The organism is Cupriavidus sp. 05N39 (assembly GCF_056397325.1).
Genome location: NZ_JBFTNE010000050.1, coordinates 1 through 23734 on the forward strand (window position 1 = coordinate 1; position 23734 = coordinate 23734).

General features: G+C 66.2%; 18 protein-coding genes and 1 pseudogene. 12 read left to right on the forward strand and 7 right to left on the reverse strand.

The genetic code is table 11. The features are described from left to right. The first annotated feature begins 235 nt into the window (after positions 1-235). Together AC1DN0_RS23065 and AC1DN0_RS23070 are read left to right on the forward strand one after the other, a co-directional pair. Positions 236-3489: pseudogene (locus AC1DN0_RS23065) on the forward strand (pyruvate carboxylase). A 90-nt stretch (positions 3490-3579) separates the two neighbouring features. Then, on the forward strand, positions 3580-4977 hold the full coding sequence (locus tag AC1DN0_RS23070) for an MBL fold metallo-hydrolase (RefSeq protein WP_477111812.1): 1398 nt from the start codon (positions 3580-3582) through the stop codon (positions 4975-4977). A gap of 48 nt (positions 4978-5025) precedes the next feature. Here AC1DN0_RS23070 and AC1DN0_RS23075 read toward each other — a convergent pair whose 3' ends face one another. From AC1DN0_RS23075 to AC1DN0_RS23100, 6 genes are all read right to left on the reverse strand, one after another. Next, positions 5026-6195: a lipase family protein gene (locus AC1DN0_RS23075; protein ID WP_477111811.1), complete on the reverse strand. Its 1170-nt coding sequence runs from the start codon at positions 6193-6195 to the stop codon at positions 5026-5028. After that, positions 6182-7435 carry an LssY C-terminal domain-containing protein gene (locus AC1DN0_RS23080; RefSeq protein WP_477111810.1) on the reverse strand — a complete coding sequence of 418 codons (1254 nt, stop codon included), beginning with the start codon at positions 7433-7435 and terminating at the stop codon, positions 6182-6184. Before AC1DN0_RS23080 ends, AC1DN0_RS23075 begins: the two co-directional genes overlap by 14 nt. Next, entirely contained in the window at positions 7432-8715 is a 1284-nt protein-coding gene (locus tag AC1DN0_RS23085) for an LssY C-terminal domain-containing protein (protein WP_441629572.1), read from the reverse strand. The genes AC1DN0_RS23080 and AC1DN0_RS23085 overlap by 4 nt, the downstream gene beginning before the upstream one ends. A 203-nt stretch (positions 8716-8918) precedes the next feature. After that, positions 8919-9689 (reverse strand): GntR family transcriptional regulator, encoded by a 771-nt coding sequence (locus AC1DN0_RS23090; protein WP_441629571.1) that lies wholly within the window; start codon positions 9687-9689, stop codon positions 8919-8921. Positions 9690-9775: 86 nt separating this feature from the next. Then, positions 9776-10783: an HpcH/HpaI aldolase/citrate lyase family protein gene (locus AC1DN0_RS23095; RefSeq protein WP_441629570.1), complete on the reverse strand. Its 1008-nt coding sequence runs from the start codon at positions 10781-10783 to the stop codon at positions 9776-9778. 23 nt (positions 10784-10806) lie between these two features. Continuing rightward, entirely contained in the window at positions 10807-11874 is a 1068-nt protein-coding gene (locus tag AC1DN0_RS23100; RefSeq protein WP_441629569.1) for a MaoC family dehydratase, read from the reverse strand. A 247-nt stretch (positions 11875-12121) separates the two neighbouring features. Between AC1DN0_RS23100 and AC1DN0_RS23105 the strand changes: the two genes are divergently transcribed. Together AC1DN0_RS23105 and AC1DN0_RS23110 are read left to right on the forward strand one after the other, a co-directional pair. Then, entirely contained in the window at positions 12122-13288 is a 1167-nt protein-coding gene (locus tag AC1DN0_RS23105; protein ID WP_441629568.1) for an acyl-CoA dehydrogenase family protein, read from the forward strand. A 20-nt stretch (positions 13289-13308) separates the two neighbouring features. After that, complete coding sequence (locus tag AC1DN0_RS23110; RefSeq protein ID WP_477146034.1) at positions 13309-14553, forward strand: CaiB/BaiF CoA transferase family protein; 1245 nt, start codon at positions 13309-13311, stop codon at positions 14551-14553. Positions 14554-14733: 180 nt separating this feature from the next. On the opposite strand, the gene AC1DN0_RS23115 is transcribed toward AC1DN0_RS23110, so the two are convergent. After that, positions 14734-15750 carry a Bug family tripartite tricarboxylate transporter substrate binding protein gene (locus AC1DN0_RS23115; protein ID WP_441629566.1) on the reverse strand — a complete coding sequence of 339 codons (1017 nt, stop codon included), beginning with the start codon at positions 15748-15750 and terminating at the stop codon, positions 14734-14736. 206 nt (positions 15751-15956) lie between these two features. Here AC1DN0_RS23115 and AC1DN0_RS23120 point away from each other — a divergent pair, with 206 nt between their 5' ends. The 8 genes from AC1DN0_RS23120 (at position 15957) to AC1DN0_RS23155 (ending at position 23677) form a co-directional block, all read left to right on the forward strand. Then, positions 15957-16697 carry an IclR family transcriptional regulator gene (locus tag AC1DN0_RS23120; protein ID WP_477111809.1) on the forward strand — a complete coding sequence of 247 codons (741 nt, stop codon included), beginning with the start codon at positions 15957-15959 and terminating at the stop codon, positions 16695-16697. A 30-nt stretch (positions 16698-16727) separates the two neighbouring features. Further along, complete coding sequence (locus tag AC1DN0_RS23125) at positions 16728-17477, forward strand: SDR family NAD(P)-dependent oxidoreductase (protein ID WP_477111808.1); 750 nt, start codon at positions 16728-16730, stop codon at positions 17475-17477. Beyond that, a complete protein-coding gene (locus AC1DN0_RS23130) occupies positions 17470-18633 on the forward strand; it encodes an acyl-CoA dehydrogenase family protein (protein ID WP_477111807.1) in 1164 nt (387 codons plus the stop codon). The genes AC1DN0_RS23125 and AC1DN0_RS23130 overlap by 8 nt, the downstream gene beginning before the upstream one ends. A gap of 30 nt (positions 18634-18663) precedes the next feature. Beyond that, the gene (locus AC1DN0_RS23135; RefSeq protein WP_441629562.1) at positions 18664-19164 is read left to right on the forward strand and encodes a MaoC family dehydratase; all 501 of its coding nucleotides are present in this window, start codon (positions 18664-18666) and stop codon (positions 19162-19164) included. Next, the gene (locus tag AC1DN0_RS23140) at positions 19161-21305 is read left to right on the forward strand and encodes an acetate--CoA ligase family protein (RefSeq protein WP_441629561.1); all 2145 of its coding nucleotides are present in this window, start codon (positions 19161-19163) and stop codon (positions 21303-21305) included. Before AC1DN0_RS23135 ends, AC1DN0_RS23140 begins: the two co-directional genes overlap by 4 nt. Further along, on the forward strand, positions 21299-22069 hold the full coding sequence (locus AC1DN0_RS23145; RefSeq protein WP_441629560.1) for a citryl-CoA lyase: 771 nt from the start codon (positions 21299-21301) through the stop codon (positions 22067-22069). The genes AC1DN0_RS23140 and AC1DN0_RS23145 overlap by 7 nt, the downstream gene beginning before the upstream one ends. 57 nt (positions 22070-22126) lie before the next feature. Beyond that, the gene (locus tag AC1DN0_RS23150; protein WP_441629559.1) at positions 22127-22501 is read left to right on the forward strand and encodes a hypothetical protein; all 375 of its coding nucleotides are present in this window, start codon (positions 22127-22129) and stop codon (positions 22499-22501) included. A 63-nt stretch (positions 22502-22564) separates the two neighbouring features. Beyond that, the gene (locus tag AC1DN0_RS23155; protein WP_441629558.1) at positions 22565-23677 is read left to right on the forward strand and encodes a CaiB/BaiF CoA transferase family protein; all 1113 of its coding nucleotides are present in this window, start codon (positions 22565-22567) and stop codon (positions 23675-23677) included. Positions 23678-23734: the final 57 nt, after the last annotated feature.

A 23734-nucleotide genomic window follows, 5' to 3' on the forward strand; every position in this document is an offset into this window, starting at 1 on the left:
GCGATGCGAGTTTGGGTCCCGGCCGCTCTTTTCGCCGGATCCCGAGGGGGTGTCGCCCCATCCGGCGCGCCTTCTTTGCCTACTTTCTTGGCAAGACAAGAAAGTAGGTCGCCCCCCGCAGGGGGGTGAAACCGCCTTTGACTTTAAGCCTTTGAAGTTGCAGTTGCAGTTGCAGTCATCCACCAATAACCCACCACCAAATACAAAAAAACAAGCTCCCCCCAAAGGCACCGCCATGAAGCACGCCCCCATCACATCTCTCCTCATCGCCAACCGCTCCGAAATCGCCATCCGCGTAATGCGCGCCGCCGCCGAGATGAACATCCGCACCGTGGCGATCTACTCGAAGGAAGACCGCCTCGCCCTGCACCGCTTCAAGGCCGACGAGAGCTACCTGGTTGGCGAGGGCAAGAAGCCACTGGCCGCCTACCTGGACATCGACGACATCCTGCGCATCGCCCGGCAGACCCGGGTCGACGCGATCCACCCCGGCTACGGCTTCCTCTCCGAAAACCCCGAGTTCGCGCAAGCCGTGATCGATGCCGGCATCCGCTGGATCGGCCCGTCCCCGGACGTGATGCGCACGCTGGGCAACAAGGTCGCCGCCCGCAATGCGGCCATCGCCGCCGGCGTGCCGGTGATGCCCGCCACCACGCCGCTGCCCCATGACCYGGACGAATGCAAGCGGCTGGCGGCGGAAGTGGGCTATCCGTTGATGCTCAAGGCGAGCTGGGGTGGAGGCGGACGCGGCATGCGGGTGCTGGAGAGCGAAGGCGATCTCGCCACCGCGCTGGCCGCCGCCCGCCGCGAAGCGCTGGCCGCATTCGGCAACGACGAGGTCTATGTCGAGAAACTGCTGCGCCGGGCGCGCCACGTCGAGGTGCAAATCCTGGGCGATACCCACGGCAACCTGGTGCACCTGTACGAGCGCGACTGCACGGTGCAGCGGCGCAACCAGAAGGTAGTCGAGCGCGCGCCCGCCCCCTATCTCGACCACGCGGGCCGCGAGGCCTTGTGCGAGGCGGCGCTGCGGCTGATGCGCGCGGTCGGCTACAGCCACGCCGGGACCGTCGAATTCCTGATGGATGCCGACACCGGGCAGAGCTACTTCATCGAGGTCAATCCGCGCATCCAGGTCGAGCACACCGTGACCGAGGTGATCACCGGCGTGGACATCGTCAAGGCGCAGATCCGCATTACCGAAGGCGGCCGGATCGGCCGGATCGAAGACGAACTGGACGAGCACGGGCATACCGTGGTGCGCGCCACGGGTGTCCCGGCGCAGGACTTGATCCCGCTCAACGGCCACGCCCTGCAATGCCGCATCACCACCGAAGACCCAGAGAACGGCTTCCTGCCAGACTACGGGCAACTCACCGCCTACCGCAGCGCGGCGGGCTTCGGCATCAGGCTGGACGCCGGCACCGCCTATGGCGGCGCCGTCATCACACCCTACTATGACTCCCTGCTGGTCAAGGTCACCGCATGGGCACGCCGCCCCAGTTGCCGCTGCCCAGGCCCCAGCGCCCCAGGGTGGACAGTGCCGGCGCGATGCCGCCCGGCACGCGCGACCGGCTGCGCGAGTTGGGGCCGGAGAAATTCTCCCGCTGGATGCTGGACCAGAAGCAGGTCTTGCTGACCGACACCACCATGCGCGACGCGCACCAGTCCCTGTTCGCGACCCGCATGCGCACTGCCGACATGCTCCCCATCGCGCCCTTCTATGCGCGCGAACTGCCGCAGTTGTTCTCGCTGGAATGCTGGGGTGGCGCCACCTTCGACGTGGCGCTGCGTTTCCTGAAGGAGGACCCCTGGCAGCGCCTTGCGCAATTGCGCGAGCGGGTGCCGAATATCCTGTTCCAGATGCTGCTGCGCGGCTCGAACGCGGTGGGCTACACCAACTACGCGGACAACGTGGTGCGCTTCTTCGTCCGGCAGGCAGCCGGCGCCGGCATTGACCTCTTCCGTGTGTTCGACTCGCTCAACTGGGTGCGCAATATGCGCGTGGCGATCGACGCGGTGTGCGAGAGCGGCGCCCTGTGCGAAGGCGCGATCTGCTACACCGGCGACCTGTTCGACGCGGCACGGCCCAAGTACGACCTCAAGTACTACGTGGGCATCGCGCGCGAACTGCAGCGCGCCGGCGTGCATGTGCTGGGCATCAAGGACATGGCCGGGATCTGCCGCCCGCAGGCCGCCGCGGCACTGGTCAGGGCGCTCAAGGACGAGACCGGCCTGCCGGTCCATTTCCACACCCACGACACCAGCGGCATTTCCGCGGCTTCCGTGCTGGCCGCGATCGGCGCCGGCTGCGACGCCGTGGACGGCGCGCTCGACGCCATGAGCGGCCTGACCTCGCAGCCCAACCTGTCGAGCATGGCCGCCGCGCTGGCCGGCAGCGAGCGCGATCCCGGCCTTAGCCTGGATCGCCTGCACGAAGCATCGATGTACTGGGAAGGCGTGCGCCGCTACTACGCCCCCTTCGAGTCCGAGATCCGCGCAGGCACCGCCGACGTCTACCGCCACGAAATGCCCGGCGGGCAATACACCAACCTGCGCGAACAGGCCCGCTCGCTGGGGCTCGAACATCGCTGGAGCGAGATCGCGGGCGCCTACGCCGAGGTCAACCACCTCTTCGGCGATATCGTCAAGGTCACCCCGACCTCCAAGGTGGTGGGCGATATGGCGCTGATGATGGTCGCCAACGACCTGAGCGCCGCGCAGATATGCGACCCCGCCAGGGAGATCGCCTTCCCCGAGTCGGTGGTCTCGCTGTTCAAGGGCGAGCTGGGCTTCCCGCCCGACGGCTTCCCCGCCGGCTTGTCGCGCAAGGTGCTCAGGGGCGATCCCCCCGAACCCTACCGTCCCGGCGACCATCTCGCCCCGGTCGACCTGGAACAAGCCCGCGCGCAAGGCGAAACCGCCTGCGAACACGCGCTGGACGACCGGCAACTGGCGTCCTACCTGATGTATCCCAGGCAGACCAGCGAGTACTTCCAGCACAGGCGCGCCTATGGCGACACATCCGTCCTGCCCACTCCCGCGTTCTTCTACGGCCCGCAACCGCAGCAGGAGGTGGCGGTCGACATCGCGCCCGGCAAGACGCTGCTGATCATGCTGCAGGGGGCGCACCCGGACACGGAGGAGAACATCGTCAAGGTCCAGTTCGAGCTTAACGGGCAGTCCCGCACCGCCCGCGTCGAGCGGCGCGGCGTGGCGCAGGCGGGGCCGTCGCGCCAGGCCCGCCCGGCGGCCGACCCCACCAATCCGCTGCATGTGGCCGCCCCCATGCCGGGCGCGGTGGTGACGGTAGCGGTCCAGCCGGGGCAGCGGGTCTCCGCCGGCAGCGCGCTGGTCTCGCTGGAGGCGATGAAGATGGAGACGCATATCGCCGCCGAACGCGACTGCGAAATCGCCGCGGTGCACGTGCGCCCCGGCGACCGCGTTGCCGCCAAGGACCTGCTGATCGAACTCAAGGACCTATCCTGACTATGCGGCAGGCGTGGCCTGGCGGCCGCCCTGCCATACCACGCCCCCGAGGCATTGCCACGCAACACCGAATCGAGGATCTCCCCCGCCATGAGTCAATCCCACGAAAGCGCACCACCCGCTGCGCCTTCCCCCTCGCTGCGCAATGCCGCGACCTTGCTGGTGCTGCGCGACGGCCCGCTAGGGATAGAAGTACTGATGGTTCGCCGCGCCGAACGTGCCGGCGATCGCAGTAGCGGCTCCTATGTGTATCCCGGCGGCACGCTGGATGCGCAGGACAGGCGGCTTCATGCCTACGCCGATGGTCTCGATGACCACGCGGCAAGCCAGCGCCTGGGCGTCGACGCGGGCGGGCTCGATTTCTATCTGGCGGCGGTACGGGAATGCTTCGAGGAAGCTGGACTGCTGTTCGCCCGCGACAGTGCGGGACAGCCATTGGCGCTGGACCAACTGGAGGAGGCACAGCGCGCCTTGCTGCGCGACGCCGCCAGGCACGATGGACTCGGGCTGGCGCACGCCTGCGCCCAGCTGGGCCTGCGGCTCGCCGTCGACCGTCTGGCGTATTTCAGCCACTGGCTGACGCCACCGGGATTGCCCAAGCGTTTCGACACCCGTTTCTTCGTGGCGATCGCGCCCACCGGCCAGACCGCCGCGCACGACGGCGAGGAGGCCTCCGGCCATTGCTGGAAGCGTCCGACGGAGCTTCTGGACCCTGCCAGCGGTCTCAAGCTGGAGCCGCCCACGCGGCGCACCCTGGCAGCCATTGCCCGCTTCGGGCGTGCCCAGGATTGCTACCAGCATGCCGCGGCGCTAAGCGGTATTGCCCGCATCATGCCCCGCCTGGGGCGCGGCGAGAGCGGCCTGCGCGCGGTCATGCCGGACGAGCCCTGCTACGCCGAACTCGGCCATATCGATCCAGAGGGGCGTGGCGACGCGCGCTGCATCATCGAGCCCGGCGTTGCGGTGCGCCTCGGCGCGCGCATCCGGCGGATCACCGCCCGCGATGGCGGTAGCGTGGCTGGCGGCCTCGGCACCAACACCTATCTGGTGGGAGGCGGCAACGACAACGCATGGGCCGTGATCGACCCCGGCCCCGATGACGACGCGCATATCCAGGCGGTGCTCGCTGCGGCGCCGGGGCCGATCCGCTGGATCCTGTCCACCCAGATACACGCGGGCCACTCGCCCGCCGCGCGCAAGCTCAATGAGGCCACCGGTGCGCAACTGGCCGGGGGCGAGCTGCGGCACGGCACGCGCCTGGCCATTGGCGAGGGCTGCACGCTACGGGCATGGCATATCACCGGCCATGACTCCGGCCACCTGTGCTACCTGCTCGAAGAGGAAAGGACCTTGTTCACCGGCGGCGATAGGGGCGTCCACATCGACTCCCTGGTCGTACTGCCCCACCAAGACATCGAATGGCTGGCACCCCTGCATGGCTTCCTGGTGCCGTCCCCTGCCGAGACAATTAGCACGCTGCCAGCCTGAGTCCGCGGGGATGGCGGTGTCCGGCTTCGCGAGACGGTACACCATATGTCACATGCCGCCGGGTGCCGGTCCCGGCGCCGCCAGGTCCTCCTCCACAAAGCGCAACACCGCTTCCGTCAGCGCCTCGCGCGGATAGGCGTTCTGCGTCACGAACATCGAGCCGATGGTGGTATGCGTCCGGGCGATGGGCACTGCCAGCGCCCAGTGATCCGCATTGACGTAGCCCATCAGCGTACTGCCGGGCACGATCTGGTCGTAGAAGATCACCTGGCTGTCGTTGCGCCCGTCGATACGCGCGAGCTTGTCATAGCTCGAAGTCAGGATCGACGAGATGCGGTCCGGCCGCGGCAGCGTGACGAGCGAGTAGTAACGCAGGTCGCGGGGCAGCCGGTTTCCCGCCAGCCATGCCTTGCGTATCGCGGGCCGCAGGCTCTCCACCGCGCCGCCATCTCCAGATTTGCAGGTTGCGCCCGGGAAATGCCGCAGCATGTCGGCCTGGTACTGCTCGGCGTCATTGGCAAGCGCCGAGCCGCCGACCGCGCCGGCTGCGCTGACCACCGCCGCCACGCGGCTGTGGATCTCCGGATACTCCACCACTGCCTGGAGGATGTCGGGCGCGCCCTTCGAGTATCCGACCAGCACCAGGCGCGGCGCCCCCGCCGCCAGCGGCATGGCCATGATCGCGTCGCGGATCTGGCGCGCATTATTCGCGGAGCTCGACAGCGCATCGACCTTGAGCAGCATGCCGTCATAGCCAAATTCCCGCAGGTGCTGCGGGACAGTACCGGGCGCATTCAGCCACGGCTCGAAGCACTCATAGCCGATGCCCGGCACCACCACTGCGATCAGGTGCCGCCGGGACTCTCCCAGATCGACGGGCTTGCCAGCGCCGGCGGGCTCGGCGCCGATGCGGTTCAGCGCGTCTTCACAGTGCCGGTAATCGGGAAGCTCCGGTCCGCGCGCCTGCAGCACCGCGCAGTAGATCTCGCGGAAACGCGCCCGTTTGTCCTGCACGCCGGACTGCGATGCGGGAAGCAGTGCCAAAGGCGGCGTATCGGCGGAGTAAGGGATCAGCGGCTTCGACGCGCATCCGCCGAGCACGAGGCAAGCCCCGATGACACCCGGCAAGACGCCGCCCGTCAACCGCGCGCGGAAGCCGCCAGCCGGCTGCCCGGCTACGGCCTGCGGCGGCTCCGGGACCGAATCACTTGCGCGCATTGCCGCTCTCCTCGCGTGAAGCGGCTCCGCGCCCCTCCAGGTAAGGTACCCAGTCGAGAATTTCCACGTCGGAAAGACTCAGCGGCCGCGGCGCGAAGAAGAGCACCGCGCGCAGCCCGTCGGTAAAGTAGCGAGCGCCATCCAGCGTTGTCCGTGGTTGCGCCTGCGGCGCCGGGCCGACACCGTTCACGAATCCGAGCTTGTCGAGACCGCCCGAGTACATCATGTCCTGGATCAGGAGGTTCCTGGCCTCGTCGACATCCCCGTGCAGGACGATCTTTGCCGTTTTGGCGGACGCAAAACGTCCGCCGACAGGCCGGCCTGCCTGAGCGAGGTAAACCGGCTGGCCCTGGAAGCGGACCGGCGCGAGCCACACGCGTATCCAGGTCGCCGGCGCGCCGCCTTGCGCCTGCTTGCGCAGCACGGCGTCCGGCGCGCGGCCGAAGACCCGCTGCTCGGTATCACCCTCGCGCAAATCGCGGCGGTAATTACGCCGCACCCCCGCCGCGCCGATGTCGCCGAGTTCACCGACAATCAGTACATTCAATGGATCGCCCTGCGCCGCCCCGCCCGCATCGGTGGCGCAGCACGGCAATCGTTCGAGTGCGGCTCTCAGCGAGGCAAGGTCTCTGTAGTCCGTGACCGCGGAATCCGGATACTGGAAGATATACCGCGCAAAACCCGCATCCGAGATATCGTCGGGCACGCGCACGAAGAGGCTGAACGGGATCAGCGTCCTGGTCCCGAACAAATCGACATTGACGAGTTTCGTAATGCGGTCGGGATTGGTGAACAGGATGCCCTCGTGTGTCGTCCCAGGCAGAATCGGATTCTTGAACCCGAGTTTATTGAAGTAGTCGTCAATGCGCGCATTGGTTGCCCCGCTGAACGTGCCATGCAGGGACCACGCGACTTCGAGCGGCGAAAAGTAGTCGGGGTCCGTTCCCGAGCGCAACAGCCATAACGGATGCGAGGTCCCGTTATGCACCTCGAACCAGACGGGCTGCACGTTGGCCTTGTTGATGTCGGCGCCGAACATGCGCTTGCTGTCTTCCGTGCCCAGCACTGCCGCGCTCACGCGCACGCCCTGCTTGGTTTCGCTCACCGCGCGCTCGCGTAGCGGGGCGTCGTCGGCACTGGCGGGCGCTTGCCATGTCGCGCAGCCGGCCACGGCAAGCGAGAGGATCGCCATGCCCGCCGCGTACCGTAGCGCAGGATGCAACAGCGGCAACACGCTCATTGTTTCGCTCCCTGGCGCGCGCCATCGGTCTGATAGATCCCGCTCCACGGGAAAAACTCGATCGCCGAGAGCGATGTGGGCTTACGGTCGAATACCAGCACCTGGCGATAGCCGTCCGTGAAATACGGATCCGTGGTCAGGTTCTCGCGCGGGGCGCTTCGCGGCGCCGCGCCCACGCCTTTCACCTGCCCGATCTTGTTGAGGCTCTGGGAATAGGCCATATCCTCCGCCAGCGCCGTGCGCGCTTCATCCACGTCCGGATCGACCTTGTGCGTCGTCAGCGTTGGCGAGTGAATGGTGAGACGCACGCCGATATCGCGGCTGATCTGGCCCACCCACACCGATTTGCCGTGATAGCGCATCGGACTAAGCCAGAGACGCAGATGGTTGCGCTGGTGAATGTTGTCGCGCGCCTTCTGCAATGCCAGGTCCTGCGCGCGTCCGAACAGGTACAGATCGCTCACCGGCGCGTTGACATAGGGCTCGCCCTTGAGCGCCGAGGTGATCATCTTTGTGATCGCACCCGACCACTTCTGCTCGGTCGGCCGCCAGCTGCGGCGTACGAACGCGGGAAACGCATCGTCGATGCCGCCCACGACCACCAGGTTGAGCGGGTCGCCGTTCTTCGAGCCATCCTTGTTGGTGACACAGCACGGCAGGGCTTCGAGTGCCGCGCGGAAGGCCTCGTCATCCGTGTAGTCCACGATTTCCTCGGGCGGATAGATCTCGCGCCGGAAGACTTCGCTGGTATGGTAGTCGGCATGGAAGCCTGGCACGACCATGAGGATCGAGAATGTCTTGGCGCGCCCGCTCGCCACCAGGTCCAGCTGGACGAGCTTCGCCCCCTCGCTGGCGTTTGTCAGCACGAACCCCGACACGGTCTGTCCGGGCTGGACCGGATTGCGGAAGGCGAGCTGGCGGAAGCGCTGGTCGACGCTGGCCTTTTCGTCAGGCGAGCCGCCCTGGGAAAATGCCTCGGCTGCCTCGGATGCCGGAAAGAACCCCGGGTCAAGACCCGACGACATCAGGTAATAGCCCCGGTCGTCGTTGTTGGTGACCTCGATCCAGACGGGCTGCATCTGCAGCCTCTCCAGCGGAACCCGATACACGTCCGCGCTTTCCTCATTCGAAAGAACGGCGGCCGACACCCGCAAGCCGCCGTCGGTACGGCTCAGGGCACGGCTCTTGTAGTCGAGTGCGGCCAAGGGCGGCGGCGGTGGGGGCGCGGCGCAGCCGGCAATGACAACTGCGGCAAATACCCGAGTCACAATGCGGTTCATTGCGTAACCTCATCACCACGCGCGATGCAGTGCTCTTGCCGGCACGGCGGCTGCCAGCGCATTGCGCCCGGCAACCTGCCTGGAAGCGGCTTCGTCGTCGGGTGCAGGAAAAGTATAGTGCGCGAATCTTCCCGCAGTGTGGTCTGTTAGCTCCCCGCGCCTCCAGGCCGCCGGATCGCTTTGCATGGCTTCGGGGACAGCCGCTAGCCTTGGGTGCGCCTGAGTTGAAACGCCACGGAAACGCGATCCGCGGGATAGACGGTATCGGTAATTTCCAGGATCCGCCCGCCGGCATCCTTGTAATGCCGGATCAGGCGCAAACCGGCGGAATTCGCGGGCACGCCCAGCTTGCCGGCCAGCGGTTCCCCGATCAGCATCCCGGTCACGACCTGCCGGATCTCGGCAATGGACTGGCCGCATTCCCGCTCGATCAGCGCGCTGACGAGGACGTCGGGGTTGTCGCGGATCGCCTGGCTGATGCGGGAGAACGCGGTGTCGACGTAGATCTCGGCCCATGCCACCGGCGTGCCGCCCTTCTTCGCGGCAACGCGCGTGCCGGAGAACACCAGCCATTCACTCTTGACCGGCGCCTGCAAGTGCCTGGCGGCGGCACGATCCAGCGTGACGGTGCGCACGTCCTCGATGGCGCGGACTTCCGTGGCCGCGACCCGTACCAGGTCCTCCACGGTGCCGAACGATTGCGTGAACGACGCCTTGGGATTGACGCTCTCGACCATGGTCCCCACGGACTTCTTGCGGGAGATATAGCCGAGGTCCTGCAACCGCTGGAGTGCGGCGCGAACCGTGTGGCGGCTCACGCCGTGCAGTTGCGCCAGTTCGTGCTCGGTGGGCAGCAGGCTGCCGACCACATGCCGGCCGTCCACGATATCGGTGACCAGCGTGCTGGCCAGTTCCGCGTAGCGCGTGTGGGAGCCGGTGGGCTCGGGCCGGGTGTCTTTGGGTCTGGCGCTCATAAACGGATTGCAGTATTGGTGAGGCGTTTGCATCGCAAACTGTGCGCACATTGTACGCACATTCGCCTGCGCCATCGCCCCTTGCGCTAAGCGCCGGCGCCGTCCCCGAAGAAGCGCGCCTCGGCTTGGGGCGACAGCGGCATGCCTGTGATCCTGGCCTTCTCCAGGACACTCCAGAAGTAGCGGTAGGTAGCGCGATCGTGCAGTTCACCCTTGTACTGGATCGGCCCCCAGTCGGCATCCTGCGCGGCGATCAGGATCTCGCACGCATCGGCCACTTCCGTGAAGTCGGGCCGCATGGCGTTGACGATGGGCTGGATCTGCGCCGGATAGATGCTCCACATGCGCAGGAAGCCGAATTGCGTGCGCGCCCGGCTTGCATCGCTGGCGATGACTTCGGCATCTTTCAGGTTCAGGCAGACGTTGTGCGCGGGCACGATGCCGTTGGCCAGCGCGGCGGCCACCATGTCGGCCTTGGCGCGGGCCAGCAGCGCATGCTCGAACTGGCCCGGACTGCGCATGGCCGCGGCGGGAATGGCGCCATGATGGCCGCTGACAAAGTCCATCAGGCCGAAGTCGAGCACTTCGATATGCGGCAACGCTGCGATGTGGAATACGTCCCGCAGCGCACCGTGCGTTTCGATCAGGACATGGACCGGCACCACGCGGTTCACACCGGCTTCGCGGGTTTTGCGGCCGATATAGTCAATCACCTCCCTCACCTGCTCGTGGTTCGTCGCTTTGGGGATGGTGATGTAGGCCACCCGGCTTGCGGCCTGCCCGATGACGATGTCCACGTCCTGCCGCCATGCGGGATGCGCGGGATCGTGAATGCGGACCCCCGCCTTGTCAAAGCGGTTCCGCCCGGAGTTGATCATGCGCACGACCATGGCCGCGTGCTCCTTCTCCTGTCCGGCGGCGGCGCCGTCTTCGCAGTCGCAGGTGATATCGAACACCGGGCCGTATTCGACCTGCAGGTCCATGGCCTTGCCGATCAGCTTTTCGCTGCCGGCGAAGTGTTCGCAGGCCGACAGCGCGGGGAATGCCTTTTCGCCGGCAAAGAGCGCAAGTTTCGGATGGGTGGCAGTGGTCATGACGTTCTCCAGTTGCTGTGTTTTTACTGTGCGGTTCGAGGGATGGCGATGGTGTAATCGAGATCGAGCACCACATTCGACGGATGCTCCGCCCTGCCGCCCTCCATGCCGGGAAACCGGATTTCCGCGGCGCCGCGGATGTTCTTTGCACCGATCGTGCGCAGCCGCAGCCCGCCAACGTGGGCGCTGGCAAGATCCAGCTTGTCCAGCACCATCGTCGCGCAGCAGATGGTGTCGCCGGCATAGGTGGGATTGACGTGGCTGCCGCCGTTGACGGCGAGGATGGACAGTGCGTTCTCCAGGCCGTCATAAGACAGCGCCTTGCAGATCGAAATGATGTGGCCGCCGTAGACCAGCCGCTGCCCGCCGGGCGTGGATGCCATGGCGAAGCCGTCGAAATGGGCCTTTGCCGTGTTCTGGTACAGCCGCGTGGCGATGCTGTGATCGCTATCGTTGACCGTCATTGCGGCAACATGGTCGATCCGCTCGCCGGATTCATAGTCTTCCCACAAGTCGGATACGCCGGTCGTCATGCAGATGTCCTGCACGCCCGCCGTGTACCCGTGCCGCGCAAGGCGCGACGGCGCCACCACAGCCTGGAGTGGCGGGATCACGGTGGCGCCGCATGACGCGGCCGGATCGCGCTTGTGCACCATGACCCAGCGGATCCAGGTCAGCACATCCCGCCCCGACTGGTTCTTCGCCGTGGAGCGCACATAGACCACGCCGCTCCTGCGGTTCGAGTTCTCCTTCAGGCCGATGACCTCGCTTTCCACGGCAAGCGTGTCGCCCGCGTAGACGTGGGCCAGGAAGCGCACGTCCGAATAGCCGAGGTTCGCCACGGCATTCAGGGAAATGTCCGGCACGGTCTTGCCGAAGGCCGTGTTGAAGACCAGCAGGTCTTCCAGCGGACGCCGCTCCAGTCCCGCCAGCCTGGCGCTGGTGTCCGCGGTGTACAGCGCGCCGCGGCTGCCGGTCAGCCCGATGTAGAGGCTGCGGTCTCCTTCCGTCAGCGTGCGCGGCGTGGCGTGACGCAACGTCATCCCCAGCCGGAAGTCCTCGAAGTAGTTGCCAGATCTGTTCTTACCCATCGCGCTCTCCAGGCGGCAAAACCGTCACTTGTGACATTTGCCATTCGTTTTGTACGTACATAGTGATTCGCAAATTCAGCATTGTCAAGCCTGGAGCACCAAGGCACATCCGGCTAAATACCTATAAAAACTAGCATTAAATGGAGGGATGGTCGTCATTTGTCTTGACCTCCGGCATGGCAATGGCACATTATGTACGTACAAACTGACGACATCACAGCAAACCAAACACCAAAAGGAGCGCAAGGTGCAACGACTGACCGAAGAGCGGCGCATGATCAAGGAAGCCGCACAGCAATTCACGATGGAGCGTGTGCTGCCGATCGCCAACAAGCTGGATCCCGAGAAGGGCCAGATCCCGCGCGACCTGATCGATGAAATGGCCGAGTTGGGATACTTCGGCATCCTGATCCCGGAGGAGTACGGCGGCCTGGGTCTCGGCGCCTACGAGTACTGCCTCGTGGCGGAGCAGCTTTCGCGGGGCTGGATGAGCGTGGGCAGCCTGATCGCGCGCGGCAACGGACTGATCGGCGCGCTCAAGGGCCTGCCGCCCGAGCAGAAGGCGGACTACCTGCCGCGCATGGCGCGCGGCGAGTTCCTCGGCGCCTTCTCGCTGTCGGAGCCCAATGCCGGCTCGGACGTGGCCAATATCTCCTGCCGCGCCGTGCGCGACGGCGACGAGTGGGTCATCACCGGCAGCAAGTACTGGTGCACCTTCGCCGACGAGGCCGACTTCATCCTCGTCACCTGCCGCACCGACCCCGTCATCGACCCCAAGGCCCGCCACCGCGGCCTGTCCGCCTTCATGGTGGAGAAGCCGCGCGGGCAGTTGCCCGAGGGCGTCAAGGGCAGCGTGATTCCCAAGATCGGCTACCACGGCTGGACCACCTGGGAACTGGCATTCGACGGCTGCCGCGTGCCGGCCTCGAAGATGGTCGGCGAGGAAGGCAAGGCCTTTTACCTCACCACCGCCGGGCTGGAAACCGCCCGCGCCCACACCGCCGCGCGCTCGGTCGGGCTGGCGCAGGGCAGCCTGGAAGACGCGCTGCAATACGCCCGCGACCGCGCGCAGTTCGGCTCGCCCATCGGCCACTTCCAGGCGATCCGCTTCAAGCTGGCCGACATGGCMACCCAGATCGAAGCCTCCCGCGCCCTGCTCTACTCGGTCTGCGAGAAGATCGACGAGGGCACGCGCTGCGACACCGAGGCCGCCATGGTGAAGCTGTTCGCCAGCGAGATGTCCGAGCGCGTCACCAGCGAAGGCCTGCAGATCCACGGCGGCGCCGGTTACACCACGCATTTCGCGGCGGAACGCTACTGGCGCGATGCCCGCCTGACAAAAATCTTCGAAGGCACGTCCGAGATCCAGATGCGCATCATTTCCGATGCGCTGTTGGGCAAGGTTGCCGCGTGATAAGCGCAGTGGAGCAAAACATGGCCAAACCCAGTATGGATAAACCCGCACAGGCGACCGGCGCCCTCACCGGCTTGCGCGTCATCGACCTGACGCAGATGCTCGCCGGGCCCTTCTGTACGCAGATCCTCGCCGACCACGGCGCGGAGGTGATCAAGGTGGAAGCGATGGCCGGCGACGGCACGCGGCTCACCGGCCCGTTCCGGGACGACGATGCCCTGCGTGATTTCGGCGGCTACTTCCAGAGCGTCAACCGCAACAAGCGCTCGATCGCCGTCGACCTGAAGAGCGCCGCCGGCCGCGACATCGTGCGCAGGCTGGTAGACGGCGCCGACATCGTGGTGGAGAACTTCCGCGCCGGCGTGATGGAGCGGCTCGGCCTGTCCTATGAGGTGCTGCGCGAGACCAACCCCCGGCTCGTCTACGGCACCGTGCGCGGCTTCGGCGACCCCCGCAGCGGCGAAAGCCCTTACGCGCACTGGCCAGCCTACGATGTGGTCTCCCAGGCCATGGGCGGCATGATGGGCATCACCGGCCCCGACCGGGATACGCCCACCAAGATCGGCCCCGGCGTGGGCGACACCGTACCCGCGCTGATGCTGTGCATCGGCATCCTCGCCGCCGTGCATCGCGCCCGCGCCAGCGGCGAAGGCCAGTTCGTCGATGTGGCCATGACGGACTGCGTGCTGGCCATGTGCGAGCGGATCGTCTACCAGACCTCCTACACCGGCGCGGTGCCGGCGCCCGAAGGCAACCRCCACCCGCTGCTCTGCCCTTTCGGGCTGTTCCGCTCGCGCGACGGCTATGTGTCCATCGCCTGCGCGCACGACGCCTTCTGGGAAAAGCTGGCGCTGGCGATCGGCCGCCCCGAACTGATCGGCGACGAAGCCTTCGCCACCAACGCGGCGCGCGTGCAAAACGCCCAGCGCGTCATCGACGCCATCGAGACGTTCACCGCCGTGCGCACCAAGGAGGAGATCGCGCAATGCCTGGGCGGCAAGGTGCCGTTCGGCCCGGTCTACACCTCGGCGGAGATCTTCGAGGACCCGCATTACCGGGTGCGCGAGATGCTGGTCGACGTGGAACAGCCGGGCTCGGCCGCGCCGGTGAAGATTGCCGGCGTGCCGATCAAGCTGAGCAGTACGCCGGGCGGCGTGCGCCAGCGCGCGCCGATGCTGGGCGAGCATACCGACGAAATCCTGTTGGCAGCCGGCTATGGGAAGGGAGACATTGAAACGATGCGCGGCGTGGGCGCGATCCGGTAGCGCCTGGGTCCGTCCATAAAGGACTCCGCTTCCCGCGGCGCTTCCCGGAGCAGCGGACTGGCGCAGCGGATAAACAGATAGACCGAACCCCGGTGCGATGGGCATTCGGCACTTCGTGGCGCCGGCGTTCAAACCGGCCCGAACCAGCCAGGCACCGGCAGCCAGCCGGCGCTTGCGCCCTTAATCGATGGTCGCACCGGAATGCTGGATTGTTGCCTTCCATTTGATGCGCTCCGCCTGCACAAAGCTGGCAAACCGCTCGCCGCTCAGGGGCAGCGGCATTCCCCCCATCTTGCTGATCGCTTCCACGGCCGCGCTGTCTTCCAGCAAGCGCCCAACCTGCGTCTGCCATTTCATGACAACCGGGGTCGACGTGCGTGCGGGAAAGAACAACCCGATCCAGGAGGTGGACTGCGCACCGGGATAGCCGGCCTCCGCGATGGTAGGTACCTGCGGCAGGAACGGCAAACGCGTTGACCCGGTCACGGCGAGTGCGCGAAGCTTGCCGGCCTGGACCTGGGCAAGCGTCGACACCGGGTAGTCGAACGTCATATCGACCTGCCCGCCGAGCAGGTCGTTGATCGATGGCGCACTGCCCTTGTACGGGATATGCACGAACTTTACGCCGGCCTGCGCCTGGAACAGTTCGGCGGCCAGGTGCGTTCCCGTGCCGTTGCCCGCGGATGACACCGTCAGCTTGCCGGGATGCGCTTTTGCAAACGTCACCAGTTCCTGGACGGACTGGTATGGCAAGCGGCTGTTGACCACCAGGATGTTCGGCACGGACATCAAGCCCTGGACCGCAACGAAATCCTTGGCCGGGTCGAAGCGCAGCGACTTGTACAGGTACTGGTTGGTCGCCATGGTGCCCTGCGTACCCAGCAGGATCGTGTAGCCGTCGGGCTCTGCCCGCGCAACGATCTCGCTTGCGACATTGCCGCCAGCGCCCGGGCGGTTGTCCACGATGACCCTGACACCGAAATCGCTCGTCATTCTGGCCGCCACCAGCCGGCCCAGCTGGTCGGTGATGCCGCCCGGCGGCCCGGGCACGACCAGCGTGACCGGCCTTGACGGGTAAGCCGCCTGCGCCGACGCCGGCGAAGCTGACCAGCACAAGCCTGTTGTGAACAAGGCCAGGGCAACGCCCCATGCGCGGCCCACCGGACGTGGCGAGCTCAGTTTGAAATGGCAAATCATTCGTCAGCCTCCTATATGTGGCATTTACGTCACTAAATGTGCTAACAACACCTCTTTTCTCGCAAATGGATAGCCCATTTCCTACGGATTGCCGTAGTGTACTTCTGCATTTCGTATTTACAAGCAGTTTTATTTCTTGACCGAGCTACGAAATCCCGTATAGTTATCCCATATGTCGTAGACATAAATCTTCCAGGAACCCGAGCATGCCCACCGCGATCCCGGCAGCCAGCCGAACCATGGCCGTTTTTGAGGTGTTTGCCCGCGAAAAACGCGAGCTCTCCAACTCCGACATGGCGCGCCTGCTGGCGGTCGCCGAGAGCAGCTCCTCCGACCTGCTGCACACCTTGCATTCGCTTGGCTACCTGATGCGGACGTCGCGCACGCGCCGCTTCTACCCCACCGGCCGCCTGTTCGAGACCGCGCGCCAGATCCGGGAGAACGACCCGCTGACCACGCTGGCCCAGGAGGCGGTCGAACAGCTGACGGAAAAAACCAATGAAAGCGCCTTTTTCGGCGTGCTCGAATCCGCCGCCGTCAAGGTCGCCGCAGCGCAGCCAAGCCGGCTGCCGCTGCGCTACATCCTGGACGTGGGYGAGCGCGTTGCCCTGCACGCCTCCGCGCTGGGCAAGGCCTTGCTTGGGCTGATTCCGCCCGAGGCCGCGCGCGCAAGGCTGGAAGGCATCGAACGCAGGGCCATCACCCCGCATACGGTGGTCGACATCGATCCGCTGATGGCGCAACTGGCGCACGGGCGCGAACTCGGCTGGTACGAGGCGCACGACGAAGGCACCGAGGGCGTAACCGCGCTGGCGGTCGCGGGATGGCTGGGCGACCAGCCGGTCGGGATTTCGCTGGCGGGCCCGGCGGAACGCATCGCAAAGCATCGTGAAACCTACCTGGCGGCACTGCGCGAAGTCCGGAATTCGCTGCTGGCCGACAGTTGAACCCAACCCATAGAGAATGGAGACAAAGAGATGGACCTAGGACTGAAAGACCGTGTCGCGGTCATCACCGGCTCGGCGCGAGGCATCGGCGCCGAGACCGCGCGCATGCTGGCGCAGGAAGGCATGGCTGTCGTCATCAGCGACCTTGACCTCGACGCGGCCGACGCGACCGCGCGCGGCATCGAGGCCGCTGGCGGCAAGGCCATCGCGGTGCAGTGCGATGTGCGCAATGAAGAGCAGGTACGCAAGATGATGGCGGCGGGCAACGAAGCCTTCGGCGGCATCGACGTACTGGTCAACAACGCCGGCCTGGTGAAGGACCGCACCATCCTCAAGATGGACGAGGCCGACTGGGACCTGGTGCTGGGCGTGACCCTCAAGGGCGCGTTCCACTGCTGCCGCGCCGCGCTGCCGTTCATGCATGCGAAGGGCTGGGGCCGCATCATCAACATCAGCTCGCGCGCCTTGTTCGGCAACCCGGGCCAGGCCAACTATTCCACCGCCAAGGCGGGGCTGGTCGGCTTCACCCGCGCGCTGTCGCTGGAGCAGGCGCGCAAAGGCGTGACGGTCAACGCGATCGCCCCGGGCTATATCGAGACCGAATACATCAAGAGCCTGCCGAACTACGACACCATCCTCGAGAACGTGATGGCGAAGAACGCCGTGACCTTCCCCGGCCAGACCAGCGACATCGCCGGCGCGGTGGCCTTCATGGCGTCGGAGCACGCCCGCTACATCACCGGCACCACCCTCTTCGTGACCGGAGGCCGCTATGGCTGAGCCGATGCTCGACGTCGACGGACTGGATGCCAGCCAGCAACTGCTGCGCGACAACATCCGCCGCTACCTGAAAGAGAACTTCACGCCGCGCATCCAGCAGGCCGAAGCCGACAAGCGCTTCCCGCACGAGCTGATCGGCGGCCTGGCGGACTTCGGCTATCTCGGCGGCTACCTGCCGGAAGCCGACGGCGGCCTTGGCCTGGACTACCTGACATGGGCCGTGATGATGGAAGAAGCCGGCTATTGCTGGCTGTCCCTGCGCATTCTGCTCAACGGCCTGAACATCGTTTCCGGAATCATCAACGCCTACGGCACGGAAGACCAGAAGGCGCGCTTCATGCGTCCGCTGCTGCGCAACGAGCGCAAGACCTTCGTGTCGATCTCGGAGCCGGACGTCGGCTCCAATGTCGCCGAGATCAGGACCCGGGCCGACAAGCGCGGCGACCGCTACGTGCTGAGCGGCAGCAAGCTGTGGATCACCAACGGCCTGTTCGCGGACTTCGGCATCGTCGTGGCGCGCACGTTCAGCGAGACCTGCAATGGCGAACTGTCGCTGTTCCTGGTCGAACGGGACGAAACGCCGTATGAAATCCGCCCGGTCGAGACGATGTTCGCGCGCAGTACCGGCACGGCCGCGTTTTCCTTCGACAATGCCGAAGTGCCGGCCGCCAACCTGCTCGGCCGCGAAGGCCAGGGCCTCAAGCAGATCCTCATCGGCCTTAACTTCGGGCGACTGAACGTGGCGATGGGCGCCGTGGGCGCGGCGCAGTCCGCGCTGGACCTGTCGACCGAGTATGCGCTGCAGCGCAAGCAGTTCGGCCGCCCCATCGGTTCGTTCCAGCTGGTGCAAAAGCACATCGTCGACATGACCATGAAGACGCTGGCCGCGCGCGCGCTCGGCTACCGCGCCGCGCGTTCCATGCAGAACGGCAACTCGCGCACGGAATGCTCGATCGCCAAGCTGTATGCGACGGAAGCCGCCTTCGAAGTCGCGAACCTCGCGCTGCAGGTCCATGGCGGCATGGGCTACGCCACCGAATACCCCATCGAGCGCATCTTCCGTGACACCCGCGGCGGCATGATCCCCGAGGGCACCACGGAAATTCAGACCCTCATCATCGGCCGCGAAATCCTGGGCATCAGCGCCCTGACCTGAGCCCTGGCACGCTATACGGAGACACCAGACATGACCCAACCCGCCATCCTCGAACAGATCGCAAATACCACGCTTTACTGGGAAGACCTGACTCCCGGCATGACGTACTCGACCTCGTCGCGCACCATCACCGAGGCTGATGTGGCTGCCTTCGCCGCGCTGACCGGCGACTTCAACAAGGTGCACGTCGACGCCGAATACGCCAAGGGCACCATCTTCGGCCAGCGCATTGCCCACGGCATGCTGGTGGCGTCGTTCATGGCCGGCCTGACTTCGCGCTCGATTCCCAACCAATTCTTCGAAGGCTCGCTATTCAGCGTGCTGGAGAACCGGCTGAAGTTCCCCAAGCCCACCTTCATCGGCGACACCATCCGCGTGGACATCGAAGTGGTGGAGCAGAAGGCCACCAGCCGCCCGGACCGCGGCATCGTCGGCTTCCTGCGCAAGGGCATCAACCAACGCGGCGAAGTGGTGGCCGAAATGGCCGCCACCTGCCTGTTCAAGCGCCGCCACCCCGGGGAAGCACAATGAGCGCAGGCAACGATCCCTCGCCGCCGAGCTTCACCGACCTGTCCAGGCTGGTCCTGCCGCAATCGATTGTGCTGGTCGGCGCCTCGGAGAAGCCGGACAGCATCGGCGGACGCACGCTGGAGAACCTGACCAAGTACTCGGAATTCACTGGTGAACTGCTCCTGGTCAACCCGGGCCGCACGGAGATCCATGGCCGGCCTTGCGTGGCTTCCGTGCTGGACCTGAAGGCGGCGCCCGACCTGGCCATCCTGGCCGTGCGCGCGGACACGGTGCTCGACACCCTGCGCGACTGCGGCAAGATTGGCGTCAAGTTTGCCATCGTCTTCACCTCTGGTTTCGGCGAAACCGGCGAAGCCGGCCGTGCCGTGGAAGCGCAGATGCGCGCGATCGCGCACAGCACCGGCATGCGGATCTACGGTCCGAATTGCCCGGGACTGAACAACATGAACGCGCGCCTTGGCCTGACGTTCTCGCCGGCCTGGCGCATTGACCGCCGTCCCGGCCCGATCGGCGTGGCCACGCAGGGCGGCGGCCTCGGACGCTCGTTCATCCAGTCGATGGATCGCGGCGTCGGCATCGGGCTGTGGTGCTCCGGCGGCAATGAAGTGGATCTGGAGGTCAGCGACTTCATCCACTACATGGCTGACGCCCCGGATATCAAGGTCATCGTCACCACGCTGGAAGGCGTGCGCAACGGCCCGCGCTTCATGGCCGCCGCGCTGCACGCGGCCCGCCGCGGCAAGCCGATCGTGGCGATCAAGGTCGGCAAGTCGGAGTACGGCGCCAGGGCGGCCCAGTCGCATACGGCCGCCATTGCCGGTTCCGCCGAGATCAACACCGCCGTATTCCGCGAGCTGGGCATCATTGAGGTCGATGACATCGACGAGCTGATCGATGTCGCCTCGCTGCTGTCCAGGGCGACGCCCACCGGCCGCGAACAGCTTGCCGTATATAGCTTCTCGGGCGGCACCGCCGCGCTCGCCTCCGACATGGTCGGCACCGCCGGCCTGAAGCTGGCCGAGTTCGCGCCCGAGACGGTCGCCGCGCTGAAGAAGGCCCTGCCCGGCTATGCCGCCGTCGACAATCCTGTCGACGTCACGGCGGAAGTGCTGGTCAATTCGGAAGTCAGCTACGCCACCCTGAAGGCGACGGCGAGCGATCCGAATACCGACCTGGTGATGGTGCCGATTCCGGTCGAGTACGGCCAGACCACCGTCCTGCTCGGCGAAAGCCTGGTCAAGGTGCAGGGCGAAGTGACGACGCCCATCGTGCCGGTCTGGATGAGCGACCGCACGGGCGAAGGCCACCGCAAGATGATCGATGGCGGTCTGATGCCCATGCGCGCCATCGGCAACACCGTGCTGGCCATCAAGCGCTTCATCGCGTATGGCCGCTGGCGCGCCGAGTTCGACCACAAGTGGCTGCCGCTGGGCAGCGTGGGCGAGGCCGAAGCCACCGCGAACCTGTCGGAAGCCAGGACCAAGTCTCTGCTCAAAAAGGCGGGGATCCCCGTACCCGACGGCGTGGTTGCCCGCTCCGCCGACGAAGCCGCGCAGGCCTTCCGCGACGTGGCGAACGGCAAGGCGGTGATGAAGATCGTCAGCCCCGCGATTACTCACAAGACCGATATCGGCGGCGTATGCCTGGGCATCGCATCCGAAAGCAACGCCAAGGCCGCGTTTGAGGCGATACATGCCAACGGCTGCAAGGCGTGCGCGCCCGGCGAGATCGAAGGTGTGCTGGTGGAGCCCATGCTGCCCTCACCCTTCGTGGAAGCCGTGGTCGGCATTCACCGCGATCCCGTGTTCGGCCACGTCTGCACTTTCGGGCTGGGCGGCGTGAGCATCGAACTGTTCAAGGACGTCAGCCGGCGGCTGCTGCCGCTAACGCCGAAGTCGGCCCGGCAGATGATCGCCGAGACACGCTGCCACGAACTGCTCAAGGGCCATCGTGGCCAGCCCGCGTGCGACATCGACGCGCTGGTCGATACGCTGGTGAAGCTGAGCGACTTCGTCGTCAGGCATGCCGGCCAGGTCGACGAGCTGGAAATCAACCCGCTTGCGGTCCGGCCGCAAGGACAAGGAGTGACCGCGCTGGACGCTGTCCTCTCGTATCAAGGAATGGAGCCTTCCCAATGGTAAAGACTGAAATCGGCTACACGACCACCGACACCATCATGGTGCGTGGCCTGAACCTGGCCACCGAGATCATCGGCAAGTTCGACTTCGTCGACATGATCTTCCACACCACCCTGGCGCGCCTGCCCAGCCAGCAGGAAAAGGTCATGGTCAACGCCCTGCTGGTGACCACGGCCGACCACGGCATCACGCCCAGCTCGCTGGCGGCGCGCCTGACCTACATTGGCGCGCCCGAGGCGCTCCAGGGCGCGGTTGCCGCGGGCCTGCTGGGCGCCGGCAGCGTCTTCCTCGGCACCATGCAGAATGGCGCGGAGATGCTGATCGAGGGCGCCCGCGAGCTGACCAGCGACGCCACCGATGAGCAGATCCTCGAGGCGGCGCGGACCGTGATCCGCCGTCACAAGGAACTGCGCAAGCCGATCTACGGCGTCGGCCACCCGATCCACGTCGATGGCGATCCGCGCGTGCCGACACTGCGCGAACTGTCGCGCGCCAATGGCTACTACGGCGTGCACTGGCGCCTGATGGACGCCATCGGCCAGGTGCTGACCAAGGAACAGAACAAGCCGCTGCCGCTCAATGCGGTGGGTGCGATCGCGGCCGTGGTCGCGGCCATGGGCCTCGATCCGCTGATCGCGCGCGGCCTGTCGCTGGTCGGCCGCTCGGCTGGCTTGCTTGCGCACGTGATGGAAGAAAAGAGCGCGCCCATGGCGCGGGAAGCCTGGCAACTGGTGCTGAAGGACGACCCGCGCAACGTGCTGCCATGACGGCACTCCCCATGCTCCCTGTTGCCCGCGGCATGGCGCCGATGCCGGATTGACGATATGCCACAGCTATCCCCATCCCGCATGGAAGGGCTCATCGACCTGCGGCAGGAAGTCCGGCAGTTCAGCCGGCACCTGCAGCAGTGCGCCGCCAGTTCGGCGCGTGGCGGCGACCCCCATGCCTACAACCTGACGCTGCGGCAGATGATCGACAGCCGCATTCGCGCCAGCGACCCGCGCCTGAAGATCCTCTGCTACGCGGCGGCGGCGGAACTCGGGATTGCGGTGGAGCTGCATGCGGATGAATGCAAGCAGGCCATGACGGGGGCTCGGGGTTTCTCATTGCGCGTCCTGTTCTGGGCGGCGCATCGCCGCATGCTCGGCGTGGCACGGGCCCGCATGCCGGGCCCCATGCCCGAGCCGTCCTTCCGCTGACCGGTTGACAGGCGGCGCAATCCCTGTTCCAGGGCCCTGCAAGACAAGTACGGAGACAACACGATGAAATCAAACAGGGCGGGCCCGCTGGCCGGCATCCGTGTTCTGGAGATGGCGGGGATCGGTCCCGGCCCCTTCTGCGGCATGCTGCTGGCCGACCTGGGCGCGGACGTGGTCGTGGTCGATCGCGTGCCGGCCGGCGCGCAGGAGCCGGACCTGAGCCAACATGCGCTGTCGCGGCGCGGCAAACGCGCCGTGGCCATCGATCTGAAGACGCCGGCTGGCGTGGCCACCGTGATGGACCTGGCCGCACAGTGCGACGCCTTGATCGAAGGCATGCGCCCCGGCGTGATGGAGCGGCTCGGGCTGGGTCCGGAACTCTGCCTGCAGCGCAATCCGCGCCTGGTGTATGGACGCATGACAGGCTGGGGCCAGCATGGCCCGCTCGCCCGTGCCGCCGGACACGATATCAACTACATCGCGCTGTCCGGCGCGCTTTGGTATGCGGGCCAGCCCGGCGAAGCGCCGGTGGCGCCGCCAAGCCTGGTCGGGGATGTTGGCGGCGGCGCCATGTATCTCGCCGTGGGCTTGCTGGCGGGCATCACGAGCGCGCGCACGACCGGCAAGGGCCAGGTCGTCGACGCTGCCATTGTCGATGGCAGCGCCCACATGATGACGCTGCTGCACGGGCTGATGGCATCCGGCAGGATGGATGGCCCGCGCGGAACGAGCCTGCTGGACGGTTCCCACTGGTACAAGACCTATCGTTGCGCCGACGGCCGCCATATCTCCATCGGCCCGGTCGAACCGCAGTTCTACCAGCAGTTGCGCGAGAAGCTCGGCCTGGATGCCGATCCGACCTACGATGATCAGTACAACCGTGCCATCTGGCCCCAACTCAGCGAGCGCCTGACTATCCTCTTTGCCAGCCGCGACCGCGATGCCTGGTGCGCGCAGCTGGAAGGCACCGACGTCTGCTTTGCGCCTGTGCTCAGCCCGGAGGAAGCGGCGAACCATCCGCATATGCAGGCGCGCGGCGTCTACACGCGCGAGCGCGGCGTGCTGGAGGCGAATCCGGCGCCGCGTTTTTCCGGGACACCCGCCGGCGCGCCGGGGGCAATTCCCCATCGCGGCGAGCATACCGATGCCGTGCTCGCCGACTGGCTCGCGCGCTGACGGCACGGGCGCGGCGCCAGAAGGGCCAGGGCACTGCCAACAGACTATTCGGCGCAT